Below are 25,153 nucleotides of genomic sequence, written 5' to 3'. Positions count from 1 at the left end.
TCGGGGCTGTCCTGGCCCGGACCTCGTGATCCGGAGGACCCGATGACCGCTCTGTCCGACGACCGTGTCGTCCGCAGCCCCCGACCCGCCGTGGTCGTGGCCGACGTGACCGTCCCCGAGTACCTGCTCGACCACGACGCCGCCCGCCCGGACGCCCCGGCCGTCGTCGACGGGCCGACAGGCCGCGTCGTGACCTACCGCGAGCTGCGCCGGGACGTGCAGCGGTTCGCCGCCGGGATGAGGGCCGGGGGCCTCGCGCCGGGTGACGTCGTCGCCGTCGTGGCCCCCAACGGCCCGGAGTGGCTCGTCTCCTGCTTCGGCACCATGACCGCGGGCGGGGTGGTGTCCGGCATCAACCCGCTCTACACGTCCGACGAGATCGCCGCCCAGCTGCGCGACGGCCGGGCGCGGTCCGTGGTGACGGTGCCGATGTTCCTGCCGTTGGTGCGGGCCGCGGTGTCCCAGCAGGCCCGTGACGTGGGGATCATCGTGATCGGCGATCCCGACGGCGAGATCGCCTACGGCAACGTCCTGGACGCCGGCACCGACGTGGTGGTGCCGCGCGGGCTCGTCGACCCCGGCACCGACCTCGCGCTGCTGCCCTACTCGTCGGGCACCACCGGGCTGGCGAAGGGCGTGATGCTCACCCACCGCGCGATCGTCACGCACACCGCGCAGGCCCAGGAGCTCATGGGCCTCACGCCCGACGACCGCTCGATGGCCGTGGCCCCGTTCTTCCACGCCGTCGGCCTCGCGGTGGTCGCGGCGGTGACGCTGCGGGCCGGCGGCGCGGTCGTGACGCTGCCGCGGTTCGACGTCGAGGCCTACCTCGCGACGATCGCCGACCAGCGGGTCACCGTCTCGATCGTCGTGCCGCCGATCGTGCTGGCCATGGCGCGCCACCCCGCCGTCGCCCGCCACGACCTCTCGTCGCTGCGGCTGCTCGGCTGCGGGGCGGCCCCGCTCGGCGCGGAGCTGCAGCAGGAGTGCGCGCGCCGGGTCGGGTGCCCGCTGGGGCAGGGCTACGGCATGACCGAGGCGGTCGCGGCGATCGCGCTGTTCGACGCCACGGTGCCCGTCGTGCCCGGGTCGTGCGGCCGGCTGCTGCCGGGGATGGAGGCGCGCATCGTCGACCCGGAGACCGGTGCCGACCGGGACCCGGCCGAGACCGGCGAGCTGTGGGTGCGCGGACCGCAGCTCATGGCGGGCTATCTCGGCAACGCCGGGGCGAGCGCCGCCACGATCGACGACGACGGCTGGCTGCACACGGGCGACCTGGCGCGCTTCGACGCCGACGGGAACCTGTTCGTCGAGGACCGGCTCAAGGAACTGATCAAGGTCAAGGGCCTCCAGGTGGCCCCGGCGGAGCTGGAGGCGGTGCTGCGGGAGCACCCCGGGGTCGCCGACGCCGCGGTCATCCCCGTGGACGACGACCGCGCCGGGCAGCGCCCGAAGGCCGTGGTCGTGGCCGCCGACGGGGTGGAGGCCGCGGAGATCCTCGCGTACGTCGGGGCCCGGGTCGCGCCGCACAAGCGGATCACCGAGGTCGCGTTCGTCGAGGCCATCCCGGTCTCGCCGTCGGGGAAGATCCTGCGCCGGGTGCTGGTCGCCGCGCACCGCGAGGGTGCGCTCCCGGCGGGGGAGCGGGCCGGGACACCGGCCGACCCGTCCGACCCGTCCGGCCGCACGGTCGTCGCGCGATGACCGCGACCGAGCCCGACGCGCATTACGCGCTGCGGCTCTCGCCCGACGAGCTCGAGCGCTACCGCTTCATGGCGCAGCGGGCCCGCGTGCAGGAGGCGGATCTGTGGGAGCTGGCCGGGCTGCGGGCCGGGGCGCGGGTGGTCGACGTCGGCTGCGGGCCCGGGGCGATGCTGCTGGCGCTGGCCGAGTGCGTCGGACCGCACGGCGCGGTCGCCGGCGTCGACGGGGACCCCGAGGCGGTGGCGACGGCCCGCTCCGTGCTCGCCGGCGCCGGCATCCACCGCGCGGGCGTGCGGCAGGGCCGCGCCGACGCCACCGGCCTGCCCGCGGGCTCGTACGACGTGGCCGTCCTGCGCCACGTGCTCGCCCACAACGGCGGCGCCGAGCAGCGCATCGTCTCCCACCTCGCGTCGCTCGTGCGGCCCGGCGGGCACGTGTACCTGCTCGACGTCGACGCGTCCGCCGCGGGCATCGACCCCTCGAGCCCCGACATCGAGGACATGACGGAGCGCTACGCGCGCTGGCACGCCGAGCGCGGCAACGACGTGCGGGTCGGCCGGCGCCTCGCGACGCTCGCCCGGTCGGCGGGGCTCGAGGTCGACGCCTTCCGCGGCTGGTTCGACATCCAGCCGCTGCCCGTCGGGGTGCGTGGTCCGGCGTGGGCGGCGCGGGACGCGATGGTCGCCTCGGGGATCGCGGACGCGGGCGACGTCGCCCGCTGGGGCGCCGCGGCCGCGGCCATGGACGACCGGTCCGAGCGCCCCGAGATCATGATCGCTGTGTTCGCGGCGGTCGCGCACCGGCCCGCGTCGTGAGCGACGACGTGACCCGGCGGGCGGCGATCGAGCGCTACGTGCAGCTCAGCGGCCGGGATCCCGACCTCGCCCACGAGATCTTCGCCGCGGACGCGATGCTGGAGTTCCCGCAGTCCGGCGAGCGGTTCACGGGCCGGCGGACGTTCCTCGGGTGGCGGCGGCGCTACCCGGCCGACGTGACGTTCGACCTGCGCCGGATCGTCGGGTCCGGGGACGTGTGGGTCGCCGAGGCCCTGGTCCGCTACGACGGCGGCGACCCGCACCACGGCGTGAGCATCCTCGAGTTCCGTGACGGCCGGGTCGTGCGCGAGACGATCTACGGCGGACCGCCCTGGGACGCGCCGGACTGGCGGGCGCCCTATCGCGACGGGAGTGCCACATGAGCGCATCGACCTACCTGCTGGACAACGCAGCGAGCGAGGCCGCGGCGCGCTTCGCGGCGCTCTCGGCGCTCTACGACCCGGTCACCGCCCGCCACGTGGAAGCCCTCGGGCTGCCCCCGGGCGGCGCGTGCTGGGAGGTCGGCGCCGGGGGTCCCTCGGTGCCGGCGATGCTCGCAAGGCTCGTCGGACCACGGGGCCGGGTCCTCGCGACCGACCTCGACGTCGGGTGGATCGACGACGTCCCGCCGGGGGTCGAGGTGCGTGTCCACGACGTCGCGGCCGACGACCCGCCGGGCAAGGAGTTCGACCTCGTGCACGCCCGGCTGGTGCTCACGCATGTGCCCGAGCGCGACGAGGCGCTGCGGCGGATGATCGGGGCGCTGCGGCCCGGCGGGTGGGTCCTCGTCGAGGACTACGACGTCGAGAGCCAGCCGGTCCCGTGCCTCGAGGCCGAGGAGCGCGGCGACGTCGACGGCCAGCGCGCCAACCGCCTCCGGGCGGGCTTCATCGACCTGCTCGCCCGGCGCGGCGTCCACCTGCGCTACGGGCGCGCGCTGCCCCGCGTGATGGGCGAGGCGGGTCTCGTCGACGTGGGAGCGGACGCGACCTTCCCCCTCGCGGACCCCGCCGTCGCCCGGCTCGAGGCCGCCAACGTGCACCAGGTCGGCGCGGGGCTCGTCGCCACCGGGTGGGCGACCGAGGACGACCTCGCGGCCCACCTCGACGCGCTCGGCTCCGGGCGCCTCCACATGTCCAACCCGCCGCTCGTCTCGGCCTGGGGCCGCAAGCCCTGACCCCACGGTGCGGTCGTCCCGGCTACGGCCGGGACGACCGTTCACGGACGGCCGCCCGACCCAGGCGGACGGCGTAGACGACGGCGCTGGCGAGGAAGAGCGCGGCGGTGAGCAGCAGCCAGCGGGAGACGTAGTCGACGGTCGGGGGGAGGCCGGCGGCGAAGAACAGGACGGGAGCGCCGTTGCCGGAGATCGTCGGCAACCAGATCAGCCCGACGAGCGCCGCGCCGATCGCGGGCAGGCGGACGTGGTTGGTCGCGGGCACCAGCACCGCCCGGGACGAGACGCGCCGGCGCACCCACCGCGTCAGCACCAGGGATCGGTCGGCGAGGGCGTAGAGCGGGTAGAGCACGAGGTCGTGGCCGATCACGGCGGCGGCGAACCAGATGAGGATCGTGACCGCGCTCGGGTCCGGCACGAGCGCGAGCACCGCGGCCCCGGCCAGCGCGAAGCAGCCGAGCAGCGCGAGCAGGTGCAGCGGGTGCTCGCCGTAGAAGCGTCGGAAGCGGCCCATCACGCGCTCCGGAAGTCGATCGCGCCGACCCACTTGGTGTTGTGCACGCCCGGGAGCGCCGGGACGATCACGCGCGCCGGGAAGCCGTGGTCGAGCGAGAGGTCGGCCATCGCACCCGCGTCCTCGCCCACGCGCAGGGCGAGCAGCGCGTCGGGGTCGAGCACCTGGTTGCCCTGCAGCGTCACGCGGGCGAACGGCCCGGCCCGCTCCAGGGACTGGACGAACGCGGTGGCGGGCGCCGGGACACCGGCCAGGGCGGCGAGGTCGCGCAGCCGCACGCCGGTCCACGTCCGCGTCACCGACCAGCCCTCGACGCACGCGATCGGCAGCGTCGCGGTGTGCTGGGGCAGCGCGCCCAGCGCCGCCCGGTCCAGCCGAACCTCGCCGGCCGGGCCCCCGCGCAGCGCCAGCGCGTAGCCGTCGCCGATCCCGGGCCCGACGCCCGCGGCGAACGCGGTGCGGTTGACCTGGAAGTCGCTGGGCCCGGTGCCGTACGACCGCCCGCGCGGCGAGAGGAAGGCCAGCGGGCGGAGCGCGTCGACGGTGGTCCCGATGGTCAGCACCCCGACGAGCGCGCTGCCGCCGGCGACCGCGCCGATCAGGGTCCGGCGGCTCATCGTCGGCGGGCTCGGCGACACCGCGACCAGGCTGTGCCCCGGCTCGTCGTCGGGCGGCTCCGGCACGGTCTCCGCGGTCGTGTCGTGCAGCCACCGACCCGGGGCCCCGGTGCGCAGCGCGCGGACCATCGTCGGCAGCTTGATCGCGACGTGGGCGAGGAAGCCCGCGATGAACACCCACGCGCCCCAGTAGTGCGCGGTGTAGAAGTCGAAGCCGAACGAGTAGTCGTACTGGATGTTCATGATGCCGGTGACCAGCTCGAACAGGATTCCGCCGACCAGCGCCAGCAGCGAGATCCGCTCGAGCAGCTGCGCGAGGCTGCGCACCGGCGGCCAGGCGAACAGCTTGGGCACCACCGACCAGAGCTTGGTCAGGATCACCGGGACGAGCACCAGGCCGAGCCCGACGTGCAGGCCCTGCGTGAGGCGGTAGAGCCACGACGGCGAGGTCGGCCAGTCGAAGGGCGGCAGGCGCAGGTACCCGACGTCGCCGGGGATCGCCTGGCCGAACTGCGGCCCGTAGGCGATGTAGGACAGCAGGCCCGTGAGGATCACGACGGGCAGGCCGACGAGCAGCACCAGCCCGAGCACCGAGGTCAGCCAGCGACCGCGCAAGGGGCTGCGCCAGGTGCGGGGGTCGGCGGGCGGCGGGACCGGGATCCGGCCCAGGGCCCGGAAGAGGGGCGCCGGGAAGCCGTAGTGCCGGTTCCCGGACCCGTCTGCGGCGTCCCCCTCCGCGTCCGTGCCCGTGCCGGGTCCGGGCCGGTCGGTGGGCTCCACGGCGGTCATGGCGCGACCCTAGCGCAGACTGTACCTATCGGTACAATCGACGTCGTGACGAGGAGGGTGAACGGGTGACGGCGGAGGACGCGCGTCCGGGCACGCCGCCGACGGCGCGCGGCCGCCGGACGCGCGACGCGATCGTCGACGCGGCCGCCGACCTGATGCACGAGCGCGGGATCGCCGCGACCGGTGTCGGGGACGTCCTCGCCGCCAGCGGCACCGGGAAGTCGCAGCTCTACCACTACTTCGGCGGCAAGTCCGACCTCGTTCTCGCCGTCATCGACCGCCAGCTCGAGCGGGTGCTCGCCGCCCAGCCGGCGCTCGACGGCGACGACGTCCGGGCGTGGGCCCGGTCGTTGTTCGAGCTGCACCGCGACGGGGGTGGGCCCTTCGCCTGCCCGCTCGGGGTGTTCAGCGGACAGGTCGACGCCGAGCCGCGGTGGCGCGAGCACCAGGCGGCGGCCTTCGCGCGGTGGCAGGACCGCATCGCCGCGCTGCTCGCCGCCGGGCAGCGCGACGGCACCGTCGACGCGACCCGTGACGCCGGCGACATGGCCGTAGCGGTGCTCGCCGCCGTCCAGGGCGGGCTCATGCTCGCCCGGCTCCACCGCGATCTCCACGTGCTGTGCCTCGCTCTCGGTGCCGCCGTCGACCACGTCCGCCCGCCCTGAGGCGCCGGCGGCGTCACGTGGGCGTCCGCCGGAGAACGGGTACCGGTTCGAGGAGAAGCACGCCGACCAAGCGAAGGAGCCCCCGGGTGGCGGACAACATCTACCGGAAGACCGAGGTCGTCGGGACCTCCAGCGAGAGCGTCGACGAGGCCATCCGCGGCGCCGTGCGCCGGGCCTCGGAGAGCCTGCGCCAGGTCAGCTGGTTCGAGGTCTCCGAGATCCGCGGGCACGTGGAGAACGGTGAGGTCGGGCACTTCCAGGTGACCCTGAACATCGGCTTCGCCCTCGAGGACACCAAGCCCTGACCGAAGCCCTGACCGCGCGCGGCGTGGTCAGCGAAGTGCCGTTACGGACACTCAGCGTCCGTGACGGCACTTCGCTGACACCGCCCGCCACGAAGTCGTTAGGTAAGCTCACGAGAGTGGCGTGCGACGGTGGACCCCGGTGAGCGAGGTCGACACCGCCCCCACCCAGCGGCACCCCGAGGACGACGACCGCCCTGGCGGCATGTTCGCCGCCCTGCGGGTCCGCAACTACCGCCTCTTCGCGTCCGGCCAGGTCGTCTCGCTGGTCGGGACGTGGATGCAGCGCGTCGCCCAGGACTGGCTGGTCCTCGAGCTCTCCGGCGGCAGCCCGATCGCCCTCGGCGTCGCCGCGGCGCTGCAGTTCGGCCCGACGCTGCTGCTCTCGCTGTGGGGCGGCGCGATCGCCGACCGCTACGACAAGCGCCGCCTGCTCATGGCGCTGCAGGTCGCCATGGGCGTCTGCGCCCTCGTGCTCGGGCTGCTCGACGTCTCCGGCGCCGTCACGCTCACGCAGGTCTACGTCCTGTGCGTGCTGCTGGGTGTCTTCTCCGCCCTCGACGGGCCGGTGCGGCAGTCGTTCGCGGGCGAGATGGTGGGCTCGGGCGCGCTGGCCAACGCCGTCGCCCTGAACTCGATGACGTTCAACACCGCGCGCGTCCTCGGACCTGCCGTCGCGGGCCTCGTGATCGCCGTTGTCGGCACCGGCTGGGTCTTCCTGCTCAACGCGATCACGTTCGCGGCGGTGCTGACCGGCCTCGCGATGATGCGGCCGGCCGACATGTTCGCCTACGCGCGGGCGCCCCGGGAGCGCGGCGCGGTCCGGGCCGGGCTGCGCGAGGTGCGTCGGCACCCCGACGTGGTGCTCCTGCTGGTGCTGACCTTCTTCGTCTCGACGCTCGGCATCAACTTCTTCGTGACGCTGGCCCTCATGGCCCGCAACGTCTTCGGGCGCGGCGCGGAGTCCTACGGCCTGCTGACCTCGTCGCTCGCCGTCGGCTGCCTGATCGGGGCCTTCACCGCGGCGCGCCGGGTCGGACGGCCGCGCCTGCGGACGGTCGTGGTCGCCGGCGTCGTCTTCGGCCTCTGCGAGGTCACGGCCGGGCTCATGCCCACCTACGCGCTGGTCGCCCTCCTGCTCGTGCCGACCGGCGCCGCCCAGCTGCTGTTCACCAGCGCGGCCAACGCCGCGGTGCAGCTCGGGGTCGACGAGTCGGTCCGCGGGCGCGTCATGGGTCTGTGGATGCTCGTGATGCTCGGCGGCACGCCCCTGGGCGGACCCGCGCTGGGCTGGCTCGCCGAGGAGCTCGGCGGCCGCGCGCCTCTCTGGCTCGGCGGCGCGCTCTCGGCCCTGGCCGCGGTGGTGGCGGGGCTCTGGGCGGTGCGCTCCCGCGCTCGTGAGCAGTTGGGCGCGCTATAGCGCGCCCAACTGCTCACATGCGATCAGGCACCGCGCCGCCACCCCTGCGGCGGCACGCCGTGCTCCCGGCGGAACCGGCGCACGAAGTAGCCCGGGTCCCGGTACCCGACGCGGCCCGCGACGGCGGCGACGGTGAGGTCCGTGGTCACCAGCAGGCGTCGCGCCTCGCGCATCCGTCGCTCGGTGAGCCACTGCCCGACGGTCCGGCCGGTCTCCCGGCCGACGAGCGTGGTGAGGTGCCCGGGCGTCAGCCCGACCTCCCGCGCCACGTCCTGCGGGGTGATCGGCTCGGCGAACCGCCGCTCGACGACGTCGAACACCGCGGCGAGCACCGGGCGGTCGGCCAGCGCGCCGGGCACGTCCACCTCGAGGCGCCCCAGCCGCACGAGCAGCAGCGTCAGGTGCGCCCGCACGGCGTCCCCCGCCCCGTCGCGGCGCTCGGCGAGCTCCGTGGCGAGGGCCTCGAGCTCCGCCCGCCAGGCGGGACGCTCGTCCGCGGGCACCGTGAGCTTCTGGGCGCCGCCGTGCCCGCCCGCGAAGGGCGCGAGCAGGGGGTGTGCCCGCCACGACACGAGGGGCGCCGCGCCGGCGGGGTCCACGGCGTCGACCGGGAAGAACACCGCCCACGTCGCGCCGTCGTCGGGGACGCGGGCGTCCGGTGGGGTCACGACCGCGCCGGGGGCGATGAGGAGCACGTCGCCCGGACCGAGGTCGAACGCCCGGTCGTCCACGCGCATCGGACCGTGGCCGCGCTCGACGTGGAGCAGCACGAGGAAGTCGTGGGCGTGCGTCCCCCTCGCCGCCGGGCCGTGGTGGGACTGCGGCCCGGTCCACCGCTCCACCGTCACCGGCGGCGTCCCGGGCGAGCGCGGGAACCCGATCAGGGGGACGCGCGCGGCGGCATCCACGTTCCGTCCCATCACGACCGTGGATCGTCCCTTGTGGCCTGGTCGGCGCACCAGCACCGTGGAGTGGTCCACCGATGTTCGTCCCAGGAGGTCCGCGCCGTGACCGAGTCCCCGTCCACCGAGCGTCCGTTCCTGCCGGCGGTCGGCAACGGCATGCCGGTGGCCTTCTACGACACGTTCACCCGCCTCCTCGGCGCCCGGCCGGTGCACTGGCAGCTGGTGGCCCAGGCCGGGCTCGCGCCCGGGCAGACCGTGCTGGAGATCGGCGTCGGCACCGGGGAGGTCCTCCTGCTCGCCGCGCGCGTCGCGCCCGGCGCCACGTTCGTGGGCCTCGATCCCGACCCGGCCGTGCTCGAGCTCGCCGCCCGCAAGGCCGCCCGGCAGGGTGCCACGCTGCACCTCGAGCGCGGGTACGCCGACCGGCTGCCGCAGCCCGACGGCTCGGTGGACCGGGTGCTGTCGTCGTTCATGTTCCACCACCTGCCGCCGGACCAGCAGCGCGCGATGCTCGCCGAGGTCCACCGCGTCCTCGCACCCGGCGGGAGCCTGCACCTCTCCGACCCCGACGCCTCCGAGCCCGGCGTGGTCGGGCTGTTCGCCCGCCACGCGCCCGGCCACGACCACGCCCACGACCACGACCACGGCCACGACCACGGGCACGACCACGGGCACGGTGCCGGGCACGGTCACGAGGCCGCGGCGTCACCGCACCTCGTCGACGCCCAGGATCTCAGGACGATGCTGGCCGAGGCCGGGTTCACGGGCATCGACGCCGTCTCCCACCGCTCCCGGCGGCTGGGCCGGGTGGTGTTCCACCGCGCGGTGAAGCCCGCCTCGATGCCCTAGATGCCGGGCCAGTCGTGCACGGGCTCGTTGGCCTCCATGCCCTCGAGGTAGCCGCGCATCATCGTCATCACGGCGTTGCCCCGGTCGAGCCCGCGGGACTGGGCGTCGGCGACGGCCCGCACCTGCCAGGTGGCGCCCGTGCGCCGGCGCACGCAGCGCTGCTCGATGATCCCCAGGTAGCGGTCGATCGCGGCGCCGTCGACGCCCCAGGACGCGAGCCCCTCCTGGGCCAGCGGGAGCATGCGGCGCAGCACGAGCTCGTCGGCGCGCACGGTGCCGACGCCGGGCCAGTAGAGGGCGGCCTCGATCCCGTGGCGGGCGCCGGCGGTGAAGTTGGCCTCGGCGGCGTCGAACGACATCAGCTGCCACGGCGGCCGGTCGGACTCGGCGAGGGCCCGGATGACGCCGTAGAAGAACATCGCGTTGGCGACGGCGTCGACGGCGGTCGGCCCGGCGGGCAGCACGCGGTTCTCGAGACGCAGGTGCGCGACGCCGTCGGCGACGTCGTACACCGGGCGGTTCCAGCGCCACACCGTGCCGTTGTGCAGCCGCAGCTCCTGCAGGCTCGGGGCGCGGCCGGCGTCGAGCTCCGCGAGCGGGTCCTCGTCCTCGGCCAGGGGGAGGAGGGCGCCGAAGTAGCGGACGTTCTCCTCGAACAGGTCGTAGGCGGACTGGGCCCACCGGTCGCCGAACCACACGCGCGGGCGGACCCCCTGGTTGCGCAGCTCGACGGGGCGGGTGTCGACGGCCTGGGTGAACAGCGGCACCCGGGTCTCGGCCCAGAGCCGGCGTCCGAGCAGGAACGGCGAGTTCGCCGCGACCGCGACCTGAAGGCCCGCCACGGCCTGGGCGGCGTTCCAGTACGCCGGGAAGTGCTCGGGGGTGAGCTGGAGGTGCAGCTGCAGCGAGGTGCAGGCGGCCTCGGGGGCGATCGAGTCGACGTCGAGGACGAGGTGCTCGGCGGGCGCGCCGTCGGCCGGGCCGTGGCGCGACGCCGGCGGCTCGGTGATGTCGAGGCGGAACGGCTCGCCGCGCGCGGTGAGCATCTGCCGGTTCAGCAGGGCGTAGCGCGGGTCCTCGGTGAGCTGGTCGGACGCGAGGTGCTCGGCCGCGAGCGTGGGCAGGATGCCGATCGTCACCGCGCGCGCCCCGACCGGACGGGCGCAGTCGGCCGCCGTCGTGACGGCGTTCAGGACGTCCTGCTCGAGGTCGCGGGCGGTGGCGCCGGGCAGCAGCCGCGGCGGGAGGTTGATCTCGAGGTTCCACCGGCCGAGCTCGGAGGTCAGGACGTCGGTGGCGGAGCGGTCGAGCACGGCGTGGTTGAGCATCGCCGGGCGCATGTCCTCGTCGACCAGGGCGAGCTCGATCTCGACGCCGGTGCTCGGCTCCGCCCCGGCGAACCGGCCCTCGCTGACCATCCGCCCGAACGCCTCGAGGCAGCGGTGGATGCGATGGCGGTACCGGGCCTGGTCCGAGGCGGTGAAGAGGGTCGCGGTGAGGTGCTGGCCCATTACCCGACCGGCTCCCGTCCACGATCCGACCCGACCACCGCGCGGCGCCTCGCGGGCGACGTCACGGCACCTCCGCGAACCCCGACGAGCGGTCACGCTGACACAGCCCGCGGGGACACGCCAGCCGCGAACGCCGTCCGCCCGCGGAAAGCGTCCGTTCAGCGTAGGGCACGACGGAAGCGGACCGCTGGTCGACCAGCGGTGACCTCTCACCCACGAGATCCGCGGAGGCGTCAGCCGCTTCGTCCGAAGTCCTCCGGCGAGATGTTGTCGAGGAACGCCCGGAACCGGTCGACCTCGTCCTCGTCGTTGCTCGCGGCCCCGCCCCCGGCGGCGGCCTCCTCGGTCTCGTCGTCCTCCACCACCACGCCGGCGTCGGTGAGCACGCCCTCGGTCGCGTGGATGGGCACGTCGGCGTGCAGCGCGATGGCGATCGAGTCGCTGGGACGTGCGGAGACGCGCAGGCCGCGGTCGAACACCAGGTCGGCGTAGAAGGTGCCGCCGCGGACCTCGGTGATCTCGATGCGCTCCAGGCGCCTGCCGAGCGCGGACACGACGTCGGAGATCAGCACGTGCGTCAGCGGGCGCTCGGGCAGCCGCCCCTGCTGCTCGAGGGCGATCGCCTCGGCCTCGGCCAGCCCGATCCAGATCTGCAGGCACCGCTTGCCCTCGGTCTCCTGCAGCAGCACGACGGGGTGCCGGCTCTCGCCCGTGCCCGACGATCCGCCGCCCTGCTGCGTCGCGTCGTCCACGGCCAGCACGCCGACCACCCGCATCTCGCTCACGGCCCCAGCCTCCCACGTCCCCGGGCCCTTCCGGGGAGTTCCGTTCCGCGGTCCCTCGCCTCTGTCACGGGCGTCCGCCAGTCTCCCCGCCCGGTGCCCGATCCCGGGTGCCCCGGGGGGGGAGGCTCACACCACACCGTGGTCCCGCCCGGCTCACGGGGCGCGCCACGGGGGCTGGAACGATACGCACGTGGCGCGTGTGGTGGAGGTCGAGGACGCGGCGGACCCGCGTCTTGCCGACTTCCGCGACCTCGCCCGCGCCGACCGCCGCCCCGACCGCCCCGGTGGCCGCGGGCTCGTGCTGGCGGAGGGCACGGTGGTCGTGCGCCGGCTGCTGGCCTCGCCCTACCCGCCCCGCGCCCTGCTCGGCGTCGCCCGGCGCATCGAGGATCTGGCCGCGGATCTCTCCGGCGCGGACGTGCCCGCATACGTCACGGATGCGGACACGATGGCGCACGTCGTGGGATTCCACCTCAACCGGGGGGTGCTCGCCAGCGCGGACCGCGCCCCGGCGCCCGACCTGCCCGACCTGCTCGCCGGCGCCCGCCGCGTCGCGCTGCTCGAGGGCGTGAACGACCACGAGAACCTGGGCGCCCTGTTCCGCAACGCCGCCGCCCTCGGCGTCGACGCGGTGCTGGTCGGCCCGGGGTGCGCCGACCCGCTCTACCGTCGCAGCGTGCGCGTCTCCATGGGCCACGTGCTGCGGGTGCCGTTCGCGACCTGCGGGCTCGACGACGCCGTGGCCGCGCTGCGGGACGCCGGCTTCACCCTCGCCGCCCTCACCCCGGCCGGCGACGACGGAGCGCTCGCGGCTGCGGCGGACGCGGAGCGGCTGGCGCTCGTACTCGGCGCGGAGGGTCCCGGCCTCTCCGCCGAGGCCCTCGCCGCGGCGGACGTCCGGGTGCGCATCCCGATGGCCGGCGACGTCGACTCGCTCAACGTCGCCACGGCGGCCGCGGTGGCCTTCCACGCGACCGGCGGGGGTGCGCGGTGAAGGTCGTCGAGCTGCGGGCCGAGCAGGGACGGGCGATCGTCGCCGGGGTGCCGCTGGGCGGGGGGACCGACGGCCGCACGTGGGGGCTGCCGCCCGATCTGGTCGAGGCGCTGCAGGAGTGGGCGCGGATCGCGGCCTCCACCCCGGTCGGCGCGGGCGGCCCGGACCCCGCGACCGACGCGGTCAGCCGCCGCGGCCGCCGGCTCGCGGCGCGGCTCTCGGTGGAGCTCGCCGCGCCCGTCGACTACCAGGACCCCGTCACGGGGTTCCGCGTGGCCCTGCGCGCCGTGACCCGGACCCCGCACCCGCCGCCGATGCCCGTGCTGCCCGCCCGCAACGGCGAGGCGGGCACCGGCGACACGCCTGCCGTCGCCGTCGACGGCACCCCCCTGACCCCGGACGCGGTCGCCGCCGAGCCGACCCCGTGGGGGGTGGGCCTCCTGCTCACCGCGCTCGTGGCCGGCGTCGTCCTGCTGGCGAACCTCGCCCTCGCCGCCCCGCTGATCATCGGGCTCGGCGTGATCGGGCTCCTCGTGGACGCCGCGGTGGTCGCGGGGCTCGTGCCGGCGCTGTGGCTCAACCGCCGCGTGCCGACCTGGCGCTGGGCGGTCTACGGCACCTTCGTCGGCACCGGCATCGCGCTGGTGTTCCTGGCGGTCGCCGCGTTCCGGTAGTCAGCTGCGCGGCGACCGCGTGCCCAGCAGGACGTCCTCCCAGGACGGGACGATCGGGTGCGAGCGCTTCCCGCGCCGGCTGCCCTCGGCGGGCCCGGCCGCGCCGGTGTCGGCGGCCGGCTCGGACGGTGTGTCCGGACCGGCGGGACGCTCGGTGCGCGGTGCGGGGACCGGGTCGTCCGGGGTCCCGGGCGCCGTGCCCGACGTCGGCGACGTCGGCGACGTCCCGGTGCCCCGCGGCGGGCGTGCGCCGCGCCGGGCCGAACCGCGCTCGGCCCGGCGCGTCGCCGACGGCCCCGAGCTCGCGTGGCCCGAGGCATGTCCGGAGGTGTGGGGGGATCCCGGGGCACGGCGTGCCGGGGCGGTGTCGCCGGAGACGGCCAGGGCGGGCGTCTCCTCGAGGGTCTCGGGGTGTTCGTCCGCCGCCGGTTCCGCGGCGGGGGGCTCGGGGGTGACCGTGGGCGCCGGCGCGTCGACACGACGCGGCCCGCCGACGGGGTCCTGCCCGAGCAGCTCGCGGGCGGGGTCGTCGCGCGGGTCGACGACGCCGCCGGAGGCGCCCGGCTTGAACCACCAGCGCGCGGTGTTGTCCGAGCGGCCGGCCTGCCAGGACAGCGTCACGACCCAGCGGGAGTCGTCGCCCTTGTGGGCGTCCCAGCGGGCGTCGTCGAGGTCCTGCCCCCGGGCGGCGAACGTGGCGGACACGATCTCGCCGAGCGTGCGCCCGTCGGTGCGCGTCGGGTCGGTGGGCAGCACCGGGTGGGCCCGACGGGCGATCTCGGCGACGCGGGCCCGCTCGAGGAGCACGGGGTAGGCGAACCGCTCGACGTGCGCGGTGCTGACACCGGCGGCCTCGGCGACCTCGTCGACCGACTCGCCGGCCCGCACCCGCGCCTGGATGTCCCGGGGCCGCAGGGGGCTGGAGACCTCGATCTCCATCTGCCCGAGCCTGCGGACGTCGCCGCGGGCGGCCGCCCGCAACCGCTCGTCACCGGACACGGCGAAGCGCTCGTGGCGGATCGGGTCCTCGAGGATCACCGTCTCGTGGTCGTCACCCAGGCCGACGACGCGCAGCTGACGCATCAGGCCTCCCCGTCGGCTCGCGGCCCTCGTCCCGCATGTCAGGTGGGACTCGGTGCTCGCCGACCGACGCTAGGTCACGGATCTCCTCGGACGAGGGAGGCGCGCCGCCCGTGTCCGCCGTCTCGGTAGGCGGTGGACACGGGCGAGGCGCACCTCGGCCCTGGGATCTAGCCCGTTCGGAGCAGCGAGCTCACGACTGGCGCTCGACGACCCAGTCGATGCAGCGGGTCAGCGCGGTGACGTCGTCCGGCTCGATGGCCGGGAACATCCCGACGCGCAGCTGGTTGCGCCCGAGCTTGCGGTAGGGCTCGGTGTCGACGACGCCGTTGGCGCGCAGCGTCGCGGCGATGGCGGCGGCGTCGACGTCGTCGGTGAAGTCGATCGTGCCCACCACCTGCGAGCGGTGCTGCGGGTCGGCGACGAACGGGGTGGCGAACGCCGAGGACTCCGCCCAGTCGTAGAGCCGGCTCGAGGAGTCCTTCGTGCGCCCGGTCGCCCAGTCCAGGCCGCCGCCGGCGTTCATCCACTCGATCTGGTCGGCGAGCAGCAGCAGCGTCGCCACCGCCGGGGTGTTGTAGGTCTGGTCCTTGCGGGAGTTGTCGAGCGCCGTGGACAGCGAGAGGAACTCGGGGATCCAGCGCCCGCCCGGCTTGTCGGTCTCGATCTGCTCGACGCGCTCGAGGGCGGCCGGGGACATGATCGCGATCCAGAGCCCGCCGTCGGCGGCGAAGCACTTCTGCGGCGCGAAGTAGTAGACGTCGGACTCGCTGATCTGCACCGGCAGCCCGCCCGCGCCGGAGGTCGCGTCGATCGCGACGAGCGCGTCGCCCGAGCCGCTGGGCCGGGTCACCGGGACCGCGACGCCGGTCGAGGTCTCGTTGTGCGCCCAGCCGATGAGGTCGGCGCTCGGGTCGGAGGTCGGCTCCGGGGCGCTGCCCGGGTCGGCGGAGACGACGATCGGGTCGGCGAGGAACGGCGCGCCCGTGGTCACCGAGGCGAACTTCGAGGAGAACTCGCCGAAGGTGAGGTGGAGGCTGCGCTCGCGCACCAGCCCGGACGCGGCGGCGTCCCAGAAGGCGGTGGTGCCGCCGACGCCGAGCACGACCTCGTAGCCCTCGGGCAGCGAGAACAGGTCCCGCAGCCCCGCCCGGACCCGCCCGACGATCGACTTGACCGGCTTCTGGCGGTGCGACGTGCCCATGACGTCGCCGGCCTCGGCGAGACGGGCGAGCTGCTCGGGGCGCACCTTCGACGGTCCGCACCCGAACCGCCCGTCACTGGGCAGGAGCTCGGCGGGGATCTGCAGCGTGTCGGTCGACGTGGTCACCGGGGCATCCTCCCAGCGACCGTGTCCTCGTGCTGTCGTGTGGGCCACTGCGCGGGGGAACCCTGGGTCCGTGATCAGGGGCACCTCATCGACGTCCGACGGCACGGCACGGTGGACGACGCACTCCTGATCTCCACGGGGTCGCCGCGACCTCAGGCCGAGCGCGCCACCGTGTCGACGGGCCGGGGCGCCGGGCCGATGTACTGCGCCGAGGGCCGCACGAGGCGCCCGGTGCGGCGCTGCTCGAGCACGTGGGCGGCCCAGCCCGCGGTGCGGGCGCACGTGAACATCGCCGGCATCATCGCGGCCGGGACGCCGGCGAGGTCGAGCATCACGGCCGCCCAGAACTCGACGTTCGTCTCGATCGCGCGGTCGGGGCGCCGCTCGCGCAGCGCGGTCAGCGCCGCGGTCTCGAGCGCGGCGGCGGCCTCGTAGCGGGGCGCTCCGAGGTCGCGCGCCACACGACGCAGCACGCGCGCCCGCGGATCCTCGGCGCGGTACACGCGGTGGCCGAAGCCCATGAGGCGCTCGGAGCGGTCGAGGATGCCGCGCACGACCGCGTCGGCGTCGCCGGTGCGCTCGACCTCCGCGATCATCGGGAGCACCCGGGCCGGCGCGCCGCCGTGCAGCGGCCCCGACATCGCGCCGACGGCGGCGGACAGCGACGCGGCGGCGTCGGCACCCGTCGACGCGACGACGCGAGCGGTGAACGTCGAGGCGTTGAGCCCGTGCTCGGCCGCCGAGACCCAGTACGCGTCCAGCGCCCGCACGTGGGTCGGGTCGGCCTCGCCGCGCCAGCGGACGAGGAACCGCGCGACCGGGTCGTCGATCGCGTCCACCGCCGAGGTGGGCACCGCCGCCACCTCCGACCCCCGCGCCGACCGCGCCACGAGCGCGAGCGCCGCCGCCGCGCTGCGCGCGAGGTCGTCGCGGGCGCGCTCGGGTGTCGCGTCGAGCAGCGGCGGCAGCGACCACCGGGCACCGAGCAGGGCGAGCCCGGCCTGGGCGTCGACCCGCACGTCGCCGCTGAACGGCGGCTCGAGGTCCGGCTCCTCCCGGGGCAGCGGACGGCCGAGGTCGCCGTCGACGAGCAGCCCGAACACCTCGCCGAACCCCACGTGGCCGACGAGGTCGGTGATGTCGACGCCGCGGTAGCGCAGCGCCCCGCCGTCGCGGTCGGGCTCGGCGATCTCGGTGCGGAACGCGACGACGCCTTCCAGACCGGGCGAGAACCCGGGGGGCGGCGGAGGAACGGCGGCGATGCTCACGGGGGACCTCCTCGTCGCGACGCGGGGTCCCGGTCGGGCCCCGCTGCCCGGACGGGCCTGCGTCCCGCCGGGGTGAGGCGGGATCCGGGGCCCACCATCAACGTGCTCCGCGGACCGCCCGCGGACAACGCGCGGGTCTGTGTCGCTGCTCACGCCCAGGTCGGGACCTGTCGGGGGACGCCGGGGATGCCTACGGTGCGGCGGGAAAACGGACAGGAGAGAGGAGGCCGGGTGACGACGGAACTGCCGGCGATGCGCGAGGACTACCGGTCGGCGACCCTCGACGCCGCCGACCTCGCCCCCACCTGGCACGAGCAGCTGCTCGCGTGGATCGGCGCCGCCCGGGAGGCGGGCCTGCCTGACGCCAACGCGATGGTGCTGGCCACCGGCGACGAGGAGCACCGGCTGACCACCCGCACGGTGCTCGCGAAGGACGTCGACGGGCGCGGGGTCACGTTCTTCACCAACTACACGTCGGAGAAGAGCCACCAGATCGACCAGACCCGCCAGGTGTCCGCGACCTTTCCGTGGATCGCCCTGCAGCGACAGGCGACCGTGATCGGCACCGTCGAGCGCCTCTCCCGCGAGGACACCGCGGCCTACTGGCGCACCCGTCCGCGCGGGTCGCAGCTCGGGGCCTGGGCGTCGCCGCAGTCGACGGTGGTGCGGGACCGCGCGGCCCTCGACGACCTGCTCGCCTCCGTCACCGAACGCTTCTCCGGCGACGACGAGATCCCCCCGCCCCCGCACTGGGGCGGCTGGCTGATCCGGCCCACCCACGTCGAGTTCTGGCAGGGCCGCACCCACCGGATGCACGACCGGATGCGCTTCCGCCGCACCGATCGGGGATGGGTGGTCGAGCGCCTGGCGCCGTGAGGGCGCAGGATCGGGCTCCGTGGCCAGAGGACTATCGGGGCTCTTCGCCGATACCACACCGCTGCGCACGCCCGCGTTCCGGCGGCTCTGGATCGCCGCGATCGTCACGGTGGTCGGCGCACAGCTCACGGTCGTCGCCGTCCCGACGCAGCTCTACCAGCTGACCGGGTCGTCGGCGTGGGTCGGACTCACCGGCCTGTTCGGCCTCGTCCCGTTGATCGTCTTCGGGCTCTGGGGCGGGGCGATCGCCGACGCGGTCGACCGCCGCGTGCTGCTCGTGGTGACCGGCGCGGGGATCGCGGTGACGTCGCTGCTGCTCGGCCTGGCCGCGATCACCGGGCTCGGTGGGCCGTGGGAGGTCCTGACCCTCTTCGCGATCCAGACCGCGTTCCTCGCGATCAACCAGCCGACGCGCTCGGCGGTGCTGCCCCGGATCCTGCCCAACGACGAACTGCCCGCGGCGAACACGCTGCTGTTCACCGTCACCCAGCTCGGCGCCATCGCCGGCCCGTTGGTGGCCGGCGTCGCGCTGACGTTCACCTCGGTCGGCACCCTCTACCTCGTCGACACGGTCTGCCTCGTCGCGTCGATCTGGGCGGCGTTCATGCTCCCGCGCCTGCCCGTCGGCGACGGCCCCGGCGGGCTGCGCGGCGCGGTGGCGGCGGTGCGCCGCAGCGCCGGGTTCGCCGACGTGCTCGCCGGCTTCCGCTACATCGCCACGAGCCAGGTCCTGCTGGTCTCGTTCCTCGTCGACATCGTCGCGATGGCCGTCGGCATGCCGCGCGCGGTGTTCCCCGAGGAGGCCGTGACGGTCTTCGGCGACCCGCCGGGCGGTGGCACCGCGCTCGGCTGGCTGTTCGCCTCGATCGCGATCGGGGCGACGCTCGGCGGCCTGTTCTCCGGGCGGCTGCACGGCATCCGGCGCCAGGGCGTGGCGGTGACGGTCGCCGTCTGCGTCTGGGGCGTCGGCGTCGCGCTGTCGGGCCTGACCTCGATGCTCTGGCTCGCGGTCACGTGCCTCGCGGCGGCCGGCGCCGCCGACCTCGTCAGCGCCGTGTTCCGGCAGACGATGCTGCAGGTGGTCGCGACCGACCGGATGCGCGGGCGCATGCAGGGCGTGTTCACCGTCGTGGTCGCCGGCGGGCCCCGTCTCGGCGACCTGTGGCACGGGCCGGTGGCCGACGCCACGAGCCCCGGCACCGCCACGGTCATCGGCGGCGTCGGCGTGGTCGTGCTGACGATCGTCGTGGTCGCGATCTTCCCCGTGTTCTGGCGCTACCGGGCACCCCTGCGGGAGGACGCCCCGACGGACGCGGCGCCCCCCGACGCGTCCCCCGACGACGCATCGGGGGACGCCGCCTCCGCGGACCCGCCCGGGCGCTCCCGGGAGGACTGAGACGCCCCCGGCGGCGCCGCGTGCGGGAAGCCGAGCCCGTGCTGCGGCACCTCGGGCGACGCGGAGTCGAGCGGGACCGAGGGCGATCGTACGAGCCCGAGCTGGGCGGTCTGGCGCGGTAGCAGGGCGTCGAGCAGCCAGTCCACGGCCGTGCGCACGCGGTTCCCGGGCATCGCCATGAGGTGGTACCCCCGGGCGACGACGTGGGCGGGCTTGCCCGTCAGGCGCACGCCCAGTGGGTTGGCGGCGGCGTCGAACCCCCCGAGGTCGACGACGAAGCCGAGGTCGCGGTGCTTGTACTTGCGCACGCGTCCCCGCCCGAGCGAGGCGGCGACGTTGCGCCCGGCGAGGCGACCCTGGCGCTCGGCGTGCTGGGCGGTCATCGCGGTGTACTGGCCGGGACGCGCCCGGTCGGGCACCGCGGCGGCGTCACCGCACGCGAAGACGTGCGGGTGGCCGGAGACGCGCAGCTCGGTGTCGGTGACCATCCGGCCCTGCTCGACCTCCACCCCGAGGTCGTCGATCAACGGGTCCGGGCGCACGCCGACGCACCACAGCAGCGTCCGGGTCGGGATGTGCTCGCCCGACGACGACAGCCGCACCCCGTCGCCGGTGGCCTCCTCGACCTCCTCGTGCGTGCGCACGTCGACCCCGCGATCGCGCAGGACACGGTCGGCGGTGCGGCTGAGGTGCCCGGCGAGCCCGGCGAGGATCTCCCCGCGGCTGACGAGCACCCAGCGCGGGACCTCGGACAGCCCGCGGCTGCGCGCGAGCTCCTGCGTGAACAGGAAGCCCTGGGCGGTGACCTCGGTGCCGGTGTAGCCGCCGCCCACCACCACGGTGGTCAGCCGCGCCGCCCGCTCGTCGGGGTCGTCGCACACGGCGGCGAGCTCGACCTGGCGGATGAGGTGGTCGCGCAGGTAGAGCGCCTCGGGGACGCCGCGGAAACCCTGGGCGTACTCGGTGACCCCGGGCACCGGCAGCACCTTGTGCACGCTGCCGGCCGCGATCACGAGGCGGTCCCAGGAGGTCGCGTGGTGGACGCCCTCGGGGTCGAGCCACCCGATCCGCTGGTCGTCGAGGTCGAGCTCGTCGACCTCCCCGGGGGCGTGCCGCACGCACGGCGGCAGAGCGGCGGCGAGCGCTACGGAGATCCGGCGCGGCTCGAGGATCCCGGAGGCGACCTCCGGCAGCAGGGGCAGGTAGAGGAAGTAGTTGGTCGGGCTGACCAGGACGATGTCGACGTCGTCGCCCATGCGCTTCGCCAGGGACCGGGCCGCCTGGAAGCCGGCGAACCCCCCGCCGACGATGACGACCTTCGGCGGGCGGGCGCTCTCGCTCGTCATGTCGGTCACTGTGACCGCTGCGCCGGACGTCCCAAACCGGACGCGCGCAGACGTCAAACGATCGTCACACCCGCTAGCGTGTTCCGCCGTGCACCCGACCGGCGAGCAGATCGACCTCGTCGCCGGCCCGACGCGCGCGGTCGTCACGGGCGTGGGCGCCGGCCTGCGGGCCCTCGCGGTCGACGGGCGGGCCCGCGTCGAGGGCTTCGAGGCCGACGCGTCGCCGCCGATGGGCGCCGGCGGGGTCCTCGTGCCCTGGCCGAACCGGATCGCCGGCGCGGCCTACACCTGGCGCGGGCGCACCTACGAGCTCGAGGCCACCGAGGCCGCCCGCGGCAACGCCATCCACGGCCTGCTGCGGCGCCGCCCCTGGGACGTCGTCGACCGCGCCGAGGACCGGGTGACGCTCGCCGCCGACGTCGAGGCCTCGTGGGGCTGGCCCGGGCCGCTGCACGTCGAGACCACCTACGTCGTCGAGCCGACCGGCCTCGCGGTCGCCCACGCGCTGACCAACACCGGCACCGACGACGTGCCCGCGGGCGTCGGCACCCACCCCTACCTGCGCGCCGGCGACGCCGACCCCGCCGACTGCACGCTCGCGCTCGCCGCCGACCGGATCGTCGACACCGACGGGAGAAGGATCCCCACCGCGGTGCGCCCCGTGGCGCCCGGCGAGGACCTGCGCGGCGGCCGCCGCGTCGGCGACCTGGCCCTCGACACGTGCTTCGCCGCCGCGCCCGGTCCCGACGGCGTGCTCGGCGTGCTCACCGCACCGGACGGCCGGGCGACGGCGCTGTGGGGCGACGCGTCGATCCGCTGGGTCATGGTCTTCACCCCCGACGACCTCGCCGGGCGCGGTCGTGCGGTCGCCGTCGAACCCATGACGTGCCCGGCCGACGCCGCGAACTCCGGCACCGACCTGCGGGTCCTCGCGCCGGGGGAGACGTGGACGGTGCGGTGGGGGATCACGGCTCGGGACGCGCCGTGAGCCGCGTCGTGGTGGGCGGCGAGGCCCTCGTCGACCTCGTGCCCACGCCCGACCCCCACGAGGGCGATCCCGCCCTGCGCCCGCTGGCCCCGCGGCTCGGTGGCGGCCCGTTCAACACCGCGGTCGGGCTGGGGCGCCTCGGGGTGCCGACGACGATGCTCACGCGGCTCTCGACCGACCCGTTCGGCGACGCGCTCGTGGCCCGCCTGGAGGGCAACGGGGTCGACACGGCCCTGCTCCGGCGCGGGCCGGAGCCGACGACGCTCGCCGTCGTCACCCTCGACGCCGAGGGCGCCGCCCGCTACACGTTCCACGTCGAGGGCACCGCCGACCGTCTCGTCGAGGACCCCGGCGAGCTGCCGGACGACACCGCGGCCGTGGCGGTCGGGACCCTGTCGCTGGTGCTCGAGCCGGGCGCCTCCCGCTACGCCGCGCTCGCCGAGCGGGAGGCCGCGCGGGGCCGGCTCGTGAGCCTCGACCCGAACCTGCGGCCCGGGCTCGTCGACGACCCCGACGCCGTCGTCGCGCGCCTCGACCGCATCGCCGCCGTGGCCGGCGTGGTCAAGCTCTCCGACGAGGACGCCGAGCGCTGGGGCCGCACGGCCGCGGACGTGCTCGACGCCGGGGCGGGCGCGGTGGTGCTCACCCGCGGCGGCGAAGGGTTGACCGCGTACACCCGCGGCGGCGGCGTGGTGTCGACGCCGGCGGACTCCGTGGGCCCGCTCGTGGACACCATCGGGGCCGGCGACAGCGTGCACGCCGCGCTCCTGGGGTGGCTCGCCGACCACGACGCCCTGTCCCGCGACGCGGTCGCGCGCCTCGACGCGGACGCCTGGGCCGACGCCCTGGGCTTCGCCGCCCGCGCGGCCGCCTGGACGGTGTCACGGGCCGGCGCAGAACCCCCCTGGCGGGCGGAGCTCGACGGTCACGCGATCCACCGTTCGTAACGTGGTTGTCACACAGTGACACGCACCACCCCGCTCGACGCCGCCGCTCGTGATGCGGCGCGGACCGCGAGGGGACTACGGTTCGCGCTCGTACGACCCCGACTGCTGCGGGAGCGCGCCGCGGGGAGACCCCCCGGCGGCCGGGCCGCCCCTCCCGCCAACGAGCGCGAGAGGTACTGACGCCGATGGCCAGCGAGGACACCGAGAAGCGCACCGCCACGCTGTCGTACCCGGGCGGCGAGCACACGATGGAGATCGTGGAGGCGACCGAGGGCGCCTCCGGGGTGTCGCTCGGGAAGATGCTCGGCGAGACCGGGCTGATCACGCTCGACCCCGGCTACGTGAACACCGGCGCGTGCCGCTCGGACATCACCTACATCGACGGCGACGCCGGCATCCTGCGGTACCGCGGCTACCCGATCGAGGATCTCGCGAAGAACTCGACCTTCGTCGAGACCAGCTACCTGCTGATCTACGGCGAGCTGCCGAACAAGCAGCAGCTCGACACCTTCACCGACCAGATCCAGCGGCACACGATGCTGCATGAGGACCTGAAGAAGTTCTTCGACGGCTTCCCCGTCGACGCGCACCCGATGCCGGTGCTGTCGTCGGCAGTGTCGGCGCTGTCGACCTTCTACCAGCGCGCCCTCGACCCGTTCGACGAGCCGAACGTCGACCTCTCGAGCGTGCGCCTGCTGGCGAAGGTCCCGACGATCGCCGCGTATGCCTACAAGAACTCCATCGGGCAGCCGTTCCTGTACCCGGACAACAACCTCGGCCTCGTCGAGAACTTCCTGCGCCTGACGTTCGGCCTGCCCGCCGAGCAGTACCAGGTCGACCCCGAGGTCGCCCGCGCGCTGGACATGCTGTTCATCCTGCACGCCGACCACGAGCAGAACTGCTCGACGTCGACGGTGCGCATGGTCGGCTCGTCGCAGGCCAACCTGTTCGCGTCGATCTCGGCCGGCATCAACGCCCTGTTCGGCCCGCTGCACGGCGGCGCCAACGCCGCGGTGCTCACGATGCTCGAGGGCATCCGCGACAACGAGGGCAACGCCGACGAGTTCGTCCGCAAGGTCAAGAACAAGGAGCCGGGCGTCCGGCTCATGGGCTTCGGCCACCGCGTGTACAAGAACTACGACCCCCGCGCGGCGATCGTCCGCGACACCGCGCGCGGGATCATCGAGAAGCTCGGCGGCGGCGACGAGATGCTCGACATCGCCATGAAGCTCGAGGAGTACGCGCTCCACGACGACTACTTCGTCGAGCGCAAGCTCTACCCGAACGTCGACTTCTACACCGGCCTGATCTACCAGGCGATGGGCTTCCCGACCGAGATGTTCACGGTCCTGTTCGCCATCGGGCGCCTGCCGGGCTGGATCGCCCACTGGCGCGAGATGATCGACGACCCGGACACCCGCATCGGCCGCCCGCGCCAGGTCTACACCGGCCCGACCGAGCGCTCGTACGTCGGCCTGGACCAGCGCTAGCGAGACCCCGGTTGCAGCGAACGGCCTATCGGCGTGCTCAACCGGACTCTCGCTGCGTCTAGGCGTCGGAAGTCCCCGTTGATCACCCGGATCCCGCTCGGCTCCGGGTGGGACAGCGACGCCGTGCTCGTCGACGGCCGCCGGGTCGAGCGCACCGCGCGCCGGCCCGCGGCCGAGGTGGGGCTCGCCCGGGAGGCGCGGCTCCTGCCGTGGCTCGCCGCGCGGGTCCCGCTGCCGGTGCCTCTCGTGCGGGTCATCGCGCGAGACCCGCTCGTGGTGAGCCACGAGCTGCTGGTGGGCGAGCCGCGCCGAGGTCCTGCTCCCGCCTGCCCGACCCCGGGCGGCCGAGAGCGTCCCTGGACCGCCTGCGCGACGCCCCGGCCTCGGTGCTCGTGCACGGTGACCTGCGCGCCGAGCACGTCCTCGTCGACGGCGGCCGGATCACCGGCGTCCTCGACTGGTCCGACGCCCGCGCCGGCGACCCCGCCAAGGACCTCATCTGGCCGCTGCTCGAGACCTCGCCGGACGTTGCCGCGGCCGTGACCGCCGCCTACGGCGCGGACCTGTCGGAGCGCGCGTCGGACTGGCGCGCCGTCGCCCCGTGCTATGCCGTCGTCCACGGGCTCGACACCGGTGACGACGCGCTGGTCACCGCATCCCTGGAGCAGCTCGCGGCGTGGTGAGCCCGGCCAGGCGTAGGCGCGTGGGGCC

The 25,153-nt window shown here is 75.2% G+C and carries 24 protein-coding genes and 1 pseudogene; 16 read left to right on the top strand and 9 right to left on the bottom strand.

What is annotated here, in order from left to right; all coding sequences use genetic code 11:
* The first annotated feature begins 42 nt into the window (after positions 1-42).
* From QSK03_RS08785 to QSK03_RS08770, 4 genes are read left to right on the top strand one after another with little or no spacing between them, the layout of a single operon-like run.
* Positions 43-1,704 (top strand): AMP-binding protein, encoded by a 1,662-nt coding sequence (locus QSK03_RS08785; protein WP_285650562.1) that lies wholly within the window; start codon positions 43-45, stop codon positions 1,702-1,704.
* On the top strand, positions 1,701-2,519 hold the full coding sequence (locus QSK03_RS08780; protein WP_285650559.1) for a methyltransferase domain-containing protein: 819 nt from the start codon (positions 1,701-1,703) through the stop codon (positions 2,517-2,519). The genes QSK03_RS08785 and QSK03_RS08780 overlap by 4 nt, the downstream gene beginning before the upstream one ends.
* A complete protein-coding gene (locus QSK03_RS08775; protein WP_285650557.1) occupies positions 2,516-2,902 on the top strand; it encodes a nuclear transport factor 2 family protein in 387 nt (128 codons plus the stop codon). The genes QSK03_RS08780 and QSK03_RS08775 overlap by 4 nt, the downstream gene beginning before the upstream one ends.
* Positions 2,899-3,696: a class I SAM-dependent methyltransferase gene (locus tag QSK03_RS08770; protein WP_285650556.1), complete on the top strand. Its 798-nt coding sequence runs from the start codon at positions 2,899-2,901 to the stop codon at positions 3,694-3,696. Before QSK03_RS08775 ends, QSK03_RS08770 begins: the two co-directional genes overlap by 4 nt.
* Before the next feature lie 22 nt (positions 3,697-3,718).
* Here QSK03_RS08770 and QSK03_RS08765 read toward each other — a convergent pair whose 3' ends face one another.
* Positions 3,719-4,210, bottom strand: a complete 492-nt coding sequence (locus QSK03_RS08765) for a hypothetical protein (protein ID WP_285650553.1) — start codon at positions 4,208-4,210, stop codon at positions 3,719-3,721.
* Positions 4,210-5,616: a molybdopterin-dependent oxidoreductase gene (locus QSK03_RS08760; RefSeq protein ID WP_285650550.1), complete on the bottom strand. Its 1,407-nt coding sequence runs from the start codon at positions 5,614-5,616 to the stop codon at positions 4,210-4,212. Before QSK03_RS08760 ends, QSK03_RS08765 begins: the two co-directional genes overlap by 1 nt.
* Positions 5,617-5,681: 65 nt before the next feature.
* Between QSK03_RS08760 and QSK03_RS08755 the strand changes: the two genes are divergently transcribed.
* The 3 genes from QSK03_RS08755 to QSK03_RS08745 all read left to right on the top strand — a co-directional run bounded on the left by QSK03_RS08755 (position 5,682) and on the right by QSK03_RS08745 (position 8,003).
* The gene (locus QSK03_RS08755) at positions 5,682-6,281 is read left to right on the top strand and encodes a TetR/AcrR family transcriptional regulator (protein WP_285650548.1); all 600 of its coding nucleotides are present in this window, start codon (positions 5,682-5,684) and stop codon (positions 6,279-6,281) included.
* An 86-nt stretch (positions 6,282-6,367) separates the two neighbouring features.
* Positions 6,368-6,586, top strand: coding sequence for a dodecin (locus QSK03_RS08750; RefSeq protein ID WP_285650546.1), 219 nt, complete (start codon positions 6,368-6,370; stop codon positions 6,584-6,586).
* A 139-nt stretch (positions 6,587-6,725) separates the two neighbouring features.
* The gene (locus QSK03_RS08745; RefSeq protein WP_352231963.1) at positions 6,726-8,003 is read left to right on the top strand and encodes an MFS transporter; all 1,278 of its coding nucleotides are present in this window, start codon (positions 6,726-6,728) and stop codon (positions 8,001-8,003) included.
* A gap of 23 nt (positions 8,004-8,026) precedes the next feature.
* Here the strand turns inward: QSK03_RS08745 and QSK03_RS08740 are convergent, their stop codons facing one another.
* Positions 8,027-8,923, bottom strand: coding sequence for an AraC family transcriptional regulator (locus QSK03_RS08740; RefSeq protein ID WP_285650910.1), 897 nt, complete (start codon positions 8,921-8,923; stop codon positions 8,027-8,029).
* A gap of 87 nt (positions 8,924-9,010) precedes the next feature.
* On the opposite strand from QSK03_RS08740, the gene QSK03_RS08735 reads away from it, so the two are divergent.
* A complete protein-coding gene (locus QSK03_RS08735; RefSeq protein ID WP_285650544.1) occupies positions 9,011-9,757 on the top strand; it encodes a class I SAM-dependent methyltransferase in 747 nt (248 codons plus the stop codon).
* Here the strand turns inward: QSK03_RS08735 and QSK03_RS08730 are convergent.
* Together QSK03_RS08730 and QSK03_RS08725 are read right to left on the bottom strand one after the other, a co-directional pair.
* Entirely contained in the window at positions 9,754-11,268 is a 1,515-nt protein-coding gene (locus QSK03_RS08730) for a glutamate-cysteine ligase family protein (protein ID WP_285650536.1), read from the bottom strand. The genes QSK03_RS08735 and QSK03_RS08730 overlap by 4 nt on opposite strands.
* 233 nt (positions 11,269-11,501) lie before the next feature.
* A complete protein-coding gene (locus tag QSK03_RS08725) occupies positions 11,502-12,053 on the bottom strand; it encodes a bifunctional nuclease family protein (protein WP_285650534.1) in 552 nt (183 codons plus the stop codon).
* A gap of 190 nt (positions 12,054-12,243) precedes the next feature.
* On the opposite strand from QSK03_RS08725, the gene QSK03_RS08720 reads away from it, so the two are divergent.
* Both QSK03_RS08720 and QSK03_RS08715 read left to right on the top strand, forming a co-directional pair.
* Positions 12,244-13,047: a TrmH family RNA methyltransferase gene (locus QSK03_RS08720; RefSeq protein ID WP_285650531.1), complete on the top strand. Its 804-nt coding sequence runs from the start codon at positions 12,244-12,246 to the stop codon at positions 13,045-13,047.
* Positions 13,044-13,721, top strand: coding sequence for a DUF2537 domain-containing protein (locus QSK03_RS08715; RefSeq protein WP_285650528.1), 678 nt, complete (start codon positions 13,044-13,046; stop codon positions 13,719-13,721). The genes QSK03_RS08720 and QSK03_RS08715 overlap by 4 nt, the downstream gene beginning before the upstream one ends.
* On the opposite strand, the gene sepH is transcribed toward QSK03_RS08715, so the two are convergent.
* The 3 genes from sepH to QSK03_RS08700 form a co-directional block, all read right to left on the bottom strand.
* The gene (sepH, locus tag QSK03_RS08710; RefSeq protein ID WP_285650527.1) at positions 13,722-14,804 is read right to left on the bottom strand and encodes a septation protein SepH; all 1,083 of its coding nucleotides are present in this window, start codon (positions 14,802-14,804) and stop codon (positions 13,722-13,724) included.
* Between the two features lie 190 nt (positions 14,805-14,994).
* Positions 14,995-16,131, bottom strand: coding sequence for a phosphoserine transaminase (gene serC / locus QSK03_RS08705; protein WP_285650525.1), 1,137 nt, complete (start codon positions 16,129-16,131; stop codon positions 14,995-14,997).
* A gap of 152 nt (positions 16,132-16,283) precedes the next feature.
* Positions 16,284-17,399, bottom strand: a complete 1,116-nt coding sequence (locus QSK03_RS08700; protein ID WP_285650522.1) for a citrate synthase 2 — start codon at positions 17,397-17,399, stop codon at positions 16,284-16,286.
* A 186-nt stretch (positions 17,400-17,585) separates the two neighbouring features.
* Here QSK03_RS08700 and pdxH point away from each other — a divergent pair, with 186 nt between their 5' ends.
* Positions 17,586-18,275 (top strand): pyridoxamine 5'-phosphate oxidase, encoded by a 690-nt coding sequence (pdxH, locus tag QSK03_RS08695; RefSeq protein WP_502872146.1) that lies wholly within the window; start codon positions 17,586-17,588, stop codon positions 18,273-18,275.
* A 19-nt stretch (positions 18,276-18,294) separates the two neighbouring features.
* Positions 18,295-19,467 (top strand): annotated as a pseudogene (locus QSK03_RS08690) (MFS transporter); the annotation flags it as partial.
* Between the two features lie 83 nt (positions 19,468-19,550).
* On the opposite strand, the gene QSK03_RS08685 reads toward QSK03_RS08690, so the two are convergent.
* Positions 19,551-21,017, bottom strand: a complete 1,467-nt coding sequence (locus QSK03_RS08685) for an NAD(P)/FAD-dependent oxidoreductase (RefSeq protein ID WP_285650517.1) — start codon at positions 21,015-21,017, stop codon at positions 19,551-19,553.
* 88 nt (positions 21,018-21,105) lie between these two features.
* On the opposite strand from QSK03_RS08685, the gene QSK03_RS08680 reads away from it, so the two are divergent.
* From QSK03_RS08680 to QSK03_RS08665, 4 genes are all read left to right on the top strand, one after another.
* On the top strand, positions 21,106-22,005 hold the full coding sequence (locus tag QSK03_RS08680; RefSeq protein ID WP_285650515.1) for an aldose 1-epimerase family protein: 900 nt from the start codon (positions 21,106-21,108) through the stop codon (positions 22,003-22,005).
* Entirely contained in the window at positions 22,002-22,952 is a 951-nt protein-coding gene (locus QSK03_RS08675; protein ID WP_285650513.1) for a carbohydrate kinase family protein, read from the top strand. Before QSK03_RS08680 ends, QSK03_RS08675 begins: the two co-directional genes overlap by 4 nt.
* A gap of 185 nt (positions 22,953-23,137) precedes the next feature.
* Positions 23,138-24,442 (top strand): citrate synthase, encoded by a 1,305-nt coding sequence (locus QSK03_RS08670; protein WP_285650510.1) that lies wholly within the window; start codon positions 23,138-23,140, stop codon positions 24,440-24,442.
* Between the two features lie 107 nt (positions 24,443-24,549).
* Entirely contained in the window at positions 24,550-25,125 is a 576-nt protein-coding gene (locus tag QSK03_RS08665) for a phosphotransferase (protein WP_352231962.1), read from the top strand.
* The last annotated feature ends 28 nt before the right edge of the window (positions 25,126-25,153 follow it).

The organism is Actinomycetospora sp. NBRC 106375, from assembly GCF_030269665.1.
Taxonomy (GTDB): Bacteria; Actinomycetota; Actinomycetes; order Mycobacteriales; family Pseudonocardiaceae; genus Actinomycetospora.
The sequence above is the reverse complement of the archived record's forward strand: the minus strand, read 5'-3'. Positions and strand labels throughout refer to the sequence as shown.

What these genes read in the sequence shown, in the direction of transcription:
- QSK03_RS08760 (WP_285650550.1), bottom strand. Translation starts at nt 5,616, where the DNA reads ATGACCGCCGTGGAGCCCACCGACCGGCCCGGACCCGGCACGGGCACG.
- QSK03_RS08765 (WP_285650553.1), bottom strand. Translation starts at nt 4,210, where the DNA reads ATGGGCCGCTTCCGACGCTTCTACGGCGAGCACCCGCTGCACCTGCTC.
- QSK03_RS08730 (WP_285650536.1), bottom strand. Translation starts at nt 11,268, where the DNA reads ATGGGCCAGCACCTCACCGCGACCCTCTTCACCGCCTCGGACCAGGCC.
- QSK03_RS08770 (WP_285650556.1), top strand. Translation starts at nt 2,899, where the DNA reads ATGAGCGCATCGACCTACCTGCTGGACAACGCAGCGAGCGAGGCCGCG.
- QSK03_RS08785 (WP_285650562.1), top strand. Translation starts at nt 43, where the DNA reads ATGACCGCTCTGTCCGACGACCGTGTCGTCCGCAGCCCCCGACCCGCC.
- QSK03_RS08685 (WP_285650517.1), bottom strand. Translation starts at nt 21,017, where the DNA reads ATGACGAGCGAGAGCGCCCGCCCGCCGAAGGTCGTCATCGTCGGCGGG.
- QSK03_RS08740 (WP_285650910.1), bottom strand. Translation starts at nt 8,923, where the DNA reads ATGGGACGGAACGTGGATGCCGCCGCGCGCGTCCCCCTGATCGGGTTC.
- QSK03_RS08780 (WP_285650559.1), top strand. Translation starts at nt 1,701, where the DNA reads ATGACCGCGACCGAGCCCGACGCGCATTACGCGCTGCGGCTCTCGCCC.
- pdxH (WP_502872146.1), top strand. Translation starts at nt 17,586, where the DNA reads ATGCCTACGGTGCGGCGGGAAAACGGACAGGAGAGAGGAGGCCGGGTG.
- QSK03_RS08670 (WP_285650510.1), top strand. Translation starts at nt 23,138, where the DNA reads ATGGCCAGCGAGGACACCGAGAAGCGCACCGCCACGCTGTCGTACCCG.
- sepH (WP_285650527.1), bottom strand. Translation starts at nt 14,804, where the DNA reads ATGCGTCAGCTGCGCGTCGTCGGCCTGGGTGACGACCACGAGACGGTG.